Origin of the sequence: Alteromonas sp. 1_MG-2023 (assembly GCF_030547075.1) — a bacterium.
Lineage (GTDB): Bacteria > Pseudomonadota > Gammaproteobacteria > Enterobacterales > Alteromonadaceae > Alteromonas.
The window spans coordinates 1-550 of the sequence record NZ_JAUOQH010000052.1 but is presented as its reverse complement, the minus strand read 5'-3'; the positions used below and the strand labels follow the sequence as shown (position 1 = coordinate 550).

1 pseudogene is annotated in these 550 nt (G+C 41.8%); it reads left to right on the top strand.

What is annotated here, in order from left to right:
* Nucleotides 1-50 precede the first annotated feature (50 nt).
* Nucleotides 51-550, top strand: a pseudogene (locus tag Q4561_RS19795) (transposase); the annotation flags it as partial.

Sequence of the window (550 nt, the reverse complement as noted above, 5' to 3'; positions counted from 1 at the left end):
TCCCTTTCACGCAAATATAGAAAACTCACTATTACTGCTGATTCATAACCATGCCTCGCCCTAGAAAATCACTCATTTGCTTACAAGATACGCCGTATTACCATTGTGTATCGCGTTGCGTACGCCGCGCATATCTGTGTGGTGAAGATTATTACAGTGGAAAAAGCTACGAGCATCGCCGTCAATGGGTTGAAGTTAGATTATTAAAACTGGCCAGTGTATTTGCCATTGATGTGTGCGCTTATGCGGTAATGAGTAACCATACCCATGTGGTATTGCATGTAGATAGAAATGAAGCATTATCTTGGACTACCGAAGAAGTACTAAGCCGTTGGCATTCGCTTCACCAAGGTACTGTTTTAACGCGGCAATATATGAATAGCGAACAACGAGCGTTACTTTCTGAAACGCAAATTGATTCTGTAATATCAATAGCAAATATATATCGGCAGCGCCTATACGACATCAGTTGGTTTATGCGGCTTTTAAACGAATATATTGCGCGTAAAGCCAATAAAGAAGATGACTGTACGGGGCGGTTTTGGGAAGG